This is a genomic window from Burkholderia sp. E168m23 (genome assembly GCF_016586125.1).
Taxonomy (GTDB): domain Bacteria; phylum Pseudomonadota; class Gammaproteobacteria; order Burkholderiales; family Burkholderiaceae; genus Burkholderia; species Burkholderia orbicola.
Map to the genome: position 1 here is coordinate 1 of NZ_BCPP01000576.1, position 4,621 is coordinate 4,621.

Annotated in this window: 6 protein-coding genes; 1 reads left to right on the forward strand and 5 read right to left on the reverse strand. The window is 69.1% G+C overall.

Annotated elements, in window-relative coordinates; all coding sequences use genetic code 11:
- From JMF90_RS25025 to JMF90_RS25045, 5 genes are all read right to left on the reverse strand, one after another.
- Positions 1 to 204, reverse strand: a 204-nt coding sequence (locus tag JMF90_RS25025) for an isocitrate lyase/phosphoenolpyruvate mutase family protein (protein WP_201325553.1), incomplete at its 3' end; no start/stop codon positions are given.
- Positions 205 to 349: 145 nt separating this feature from the next.
- Positions 350 to 2,017 (reverse strand): ankyrin repeat domain-containing protein, encoded by a 1,668-nt coding sequence (locus tag JMF90_RS25030; protein WP_078041577.1) that lies wholly within the window; start codon positions 2,015 to 2,017, stop codon positions 350 to 352.
- A gap of 182 nt (positions 2,018 to 2,199) precedes the next feature.
- Complete coding sequence (locus JMF90_RS25035) at positions 2,200 to 2,625, reverse strand: N-acetyltransferase (RefSeq protein ID WP_012339644.1); 426 nt, start codon at positions 2,623 to 2,625, stop codon at positions 2,200 to 2,202.
- Positions 2,626 to 2,682: 57 nt separating this feature from the next.
- On the reverse strand, positions 2,683 to 3,543 hold the full coding sequence (locus JMF90_RS25040; RefSeq protein ID WP_027812727.1) for a MurR/RpiR family transcriptional regulator: 861 nt from the start codon (positions 3,541 to 3,543) through the stop codon (positions 2,683 to 2,685).
- A 55-nt stretch (positions 3,544 to 3,598) separates the two neighbouring features.
- Positions 3,599 to 3,952, reverse strand: coding sequence for a YgiW/YdeI family stress tolerance OB fold protein (locus JMF90_RS25045; RefSeq protein ID WP_027808067.1), 354 nt, complete (start codon positions 3,950 to 3,952; stop codon positions 3,599 to 3,601).
- Positions 3,953 to 4,186: 234 nt separating this feature from the next.
- Between JMF90_RS25045 and JMF90_RS25050 the strand changes: the two genes are divergently transcribed.
- Positions 4,187 to 4,621, forward strand: a 435-nt coding sequence (locus JMF90_RS25050; RefSeq protein ID WP_201325554.1) for a response regulator, incomplete at its 3' end; no start/stop codon positions are given.

Genomic DNA, 4,621 nt, shown 5'->3' on the forward strand with positions numbered 1-4,621 from the left:
CGCGTCGCGGTCGATCGCGTTATCGGGCCGCCCTTTCGAAAACGCGTAGCCGGCGCTCGTCGTGGCGAGCGCCTCGAAGCCGGCCATCGCGAGCAGTCGCGCGGTGCCGGCGTCCCACGGGTTCGGGATGATGAATGCGCCGGGGCGCGTGTGCAGCGCGCGGAAAGCTTCGGCGTGGCGGGCTTGCTGGTCGGAACGGGTCATCGTGAACTCCGGGAAGGTGTTGACGGTGAGCTTACGCCGGTCGTGCACGCGACGTTTCAGCGTTTGCCGAAATGTCGCCGCGCAACCCGCAAGAACGCGCGCCAAAGCCGAATGCAGGCCACCGCGCCGGGCCGCTCGCGTCAATTTACGTCGATGCAGACGCCCCGCCGTCGATGCCGAGCAACACGTCGGCGACGGCCTCGGAGAACCGCATCGCGCGACCGTCGATCAGCACGCCATCCGGATTCGACGGATCGCGCACCGCTTGCGGCACGCTGTGCGCGATCAGCACGCGCGCGCACGCTTCCCAGTCGGGATCGCCGACGCCCTCCGGTTCGTTGACGGACGCCCAGGACAGCGTACCGAGCGCGTCGCTGCCGAATCCGTGCAGCTCACGCCAGCTTGCGCCGCGCGCGAGCAGGAACGCCAGAAGTTCGGCATCGCCGCGGAACACCGCGTGATTCAGCGCGCTCGCGTCCCAGTCGCCGCCTCGCGCGGCGATCGGCCAGCCCAGCTCCACCATTACCTTCACCGCATCACGCGAGCCCCACGCGGCGGCGTCCGGCAGTAGCCGCAGCCGGTCGTCGGACAGCGCACCGGGCAGCTCGGGATGCTTCGCCTGAATGCGCCGTGCGTCGTCGGCATCGGCGCGCGCGCAGGCCGCCACGAACGCATCTTGTGCGTCGAGCGTCTCCTCGGCTCCGGCGGCGCGCAACAGCGCAGCGACGTCGGACAACCCGGCCTGCATCGCGAGCCGGTACGCGCTGACGCCCGCCGCGGTCCGCGCGCGGGGGTCGGCGCCGGCTTCCAGCAGCGCGGCGACATGGCGCGCCGGGCAACGCACGGCGATCGCGCGCAGCAACGGCGCGCCCCACGTCTTCGTCGGTCCTTCGCCGGCCGGTTCGTTGGGGTCACCGCCGTGCGCGAGCAGCAACTCGAGCGCGGCCGCGTCCGGTACGTCGAGCGCGCGCCGCAACGCATTCGTCCCGCCCACCCATGCGCCGTGCTCGAGCAGCAGACGCGTACACGCCGGATTCTCCACCGAGTGATACAACGATTCGCCGTCGTTCGGATCGGCGCCGGCTTCCAGCAGCATCGCGGTGAGCGCCGGATCGCGATTGACGCCGGCGGCGCCATACAGCGCCGACAACGGTTCCGACGCGTCGGGCTCGGCGAGCGAGGCCGGCGGATACCGGTTGCCGATCCGCTGGTTCGGATCGGCGCCCGCATCTAGCAGATGGCGCGCACACGCACGCAGCCTGACTGCGAATTCGGGAAGCTGCCCGAGCCGCGAATGCGTGACGGCGACGAGCGGCGGCAACTTCAGCGCACCGCCGGCGCGCGCGATCCAGCCGGGATCGGCGGCCAGCGCCGCCTTCACCGCGTCGAGATCGCCCGCCGCGCATGCAATCGCCGGGTCCGCCGACACGAGTTCGGGATGATCGCGCAGCAGTTGCGCGGCGACGCGCGGCCGGGCCGCGCCGAAGCCGCCGGTCACGTCGGCGCCGTAGGCGAGGTCGAGCCAGCGCCGGCTCAACAGCGCGCGCGGTTGCCGCGCGAGCGCATGCGTTTCGACGAACGCGCCGAGATCGGCCCATGAAGCAAAGCCGTACTCGCGTGCGATGCAGGACTGCGCGTCGTGCAGGCGGAGCCCGAGCGCGAGCGTTTCGTCATGCGTGCGATGCGCGGCGGCCGGCAGCGATGCGACGAAGCGCGCGACGGCACCGGCATCTCCCTGCCGGTACAGGCGCAACAATGCCTTGGCCTGCTTTTTCAGATGATCGGGATGAGCGTCGGGAGGCAGCTTTTTCATGCGAATCCTTGTGCATGGATGGCCGAAGGTCCGCAATACCGCCAGCACGAAGGATGGGGAAGACTGGATTTGCCGCGACAGGTGGGTTGAACCCTTTCCGCGGACCCGGAAGCGACCTGCATCGCTGCCCGGTATCGTAGGCGACGGCCGTCGGCATCGTCAACCGTGCCGCGCGGCGCCGCTCAGCCGGCGAGTTTCTTCGTCAGGAAGATGCGGGTGTGCCCGACCGGATAATCGGGCAGCTCGCCGAAGCGGACATAGCCGCGCTTCTCGTAGAAGGGCCGCGCCTGGAAGTCGAACGTGTCGAGCCACGCGCTGTGGCAGCCGCGCGCGACGGCCTCTCGTTCGGCCAGATCCATGATGCGCGTGCCGGCGCCCTGACCGCGCGCGGACTCGGGCACGACGAGCAGGTCGACATGCAGCCAGCCGAACGCCGTGCCGCCCCACAGGCCGCCGACCACCGCGCCGGCCGCGTCGGTCACGATCACGGCCAGCGGCCGGAAGTCGACCGGGCCGGCCTGGCTTTCGTTGAAGCGGACGAGCGGTGCGACGATCTGCTTGCGTACCTCCGCGTCCGCCGCGTCGGTCACTGCATAGGTCAACGTCATCGGTTACGTCGGGTAGTCAATGAAAGTGGGTCCAACAAGCCGCACGTGCCGCGCACGTCAAACGACGTACGCGCCCTTCGCGTGCAGTTCCGCTTCGGTCCGCTCGAGCGCCGCGATCGCGTCGCTGCCTTCGAGCGCCAGCAACTGCGCGACCAGCGTCTCGGCCATCGCATGCGCGGCCACCAGCGACGGAAAGAACGACGGGCTGTCGTGCGTGAAGATCAGTTGCGCGTCCGCGTGCAGCGCGATCGGCGATACCGCACTGTCGGTGATCGCGACGATCTTGCTGCCCTGCGCTTTCGCCGCCTGCGCGACACGCGTCGCCTCGGCCGAATACGGCGCGAAGCTGACGATCACGGTCACGCTCTGCTTCGCGATCGTGCGCAACTCCATTTCGAGCGAACCGGCGACGCCGTTGAGCAGCGACACGGTCGGACGAAACAGCCGGTAGCCGTAGACGAAACCGAACGCGACCGGATAGCACGAGCGAAACCCCGCCACGTGCACGTGCGATGCCTTGCGGATCAGCTTCGCGGCATCGGCGAGCGCGTGCTCGTTCTGCGCGGCGGTCGCCGACAGGTTGTGCTGCTGCGCGGCGAGCAGATCGTGCGCGAGCGACGCCTTCGCGTCGGGCCGTACGAGCGAGCGCGCGCGCTGCGTGAGCGGCTCGGGCCGCGTGCGCACACGCGCGACGCACAGGTCGCGCAGCTCGTTCCAGCCGGGAAAGCCGAATTGCTGCGCGAGCCGCACGAGCGACGCAGGCTGGACCTGCGCGCGCTGCGCGACCTTGCGCATCGACGACGTGGCGACTTCGTCGGGATGATCGAGCAGGAAGGCGGCGCCCGCCTGGAATTGCGGGCTCAGCTCGGAAAATTGCGCCCGGATCCGGGACGCGAGTTCGTCGAAATTGGCGGCCATCTTGGTGGGAACGGGAACCGGTCGTCCATGGTATCACCGGCTCCGCGCCCACCGGTCAGCGCAGCACTTCGACGTGATCGGCGTCGACCTTCACGCGGCCCGACCATTTGCGCTCGAATTCGCCGGTCAGCTTCACTTCGTTCTTGTCGCTGACGGGCTGGCCCGGCGCCCACAGCTTGTGGTCGATCTCGACGCGGATCGTGCCGGTGGCGTCGGCGAACTCGTAATCCTCGCCGCCGACGTGCTTGACGATGCGCCCCTGCAACTGCACGTGCTGGTCATCCTTGCCGTTGGCGAGCAGCTCCTTCACGGTGGTCGTGGTCAGCGCGGACGGCCCCGTGTATTGCGCATAGACGGCGGCAGGCAGCGCGACGAGCGCAACCGCCAGGATTCTGGCCAGGTGTTTCATGATCTCGGTCCTCTTCTTCGATGTGGCGCCGCGCTCCGTTGAACGCGACGGCGCCAGATTACGGACCGTAAGATTAAGCAAACCTGAAGGGCATGCCGAAGTGACACGGTGCCGCATTGGACGAGTACGAAAACCGCGCCGCGCACCGCGCGCATTTAAGCTTGGCCTAAGACGCGTACGCTTATCATGGGAATCCCGGGCGCCACGGCGCCCCCGTTGAAGAGACACGAACTCATGCGCGTACTGCTCGTCGAGGACGATCCGCTGATCGGCAGCGGGCTCGAACAGGGCCTCAAACAGGAAGGCTTCGCGGTCGACTGGGTGAAGGACGGCGACGCCGCGTCGCTGGCGTTGCGCGCGACCGGCTACGGGCTGCTGCTGCTCGATCTCGGGCTGCCGAACCGCGACGGTTTGTCCGTGCTCGCCGCGCTGCGCCGCCGCGACGAAAACCTCCCCGCGATCATCATCACCGCACGCGACGGCGTGCCCGACCGCATCGCCGGCCTCGACAGCGGCGCGGACGACTATCTCGTCAAGCCGTTCGAGCTCGACGAGCTGCTCGCCCGCATCCGCGCGGTCAACCGCCGCCATGCGGGCCGCGCGCAGACGACGCTCGCGATCGGCCCGCTGCGGCTCGATCCCGTCAAGCACCTCGTCTGGCTCGACGAC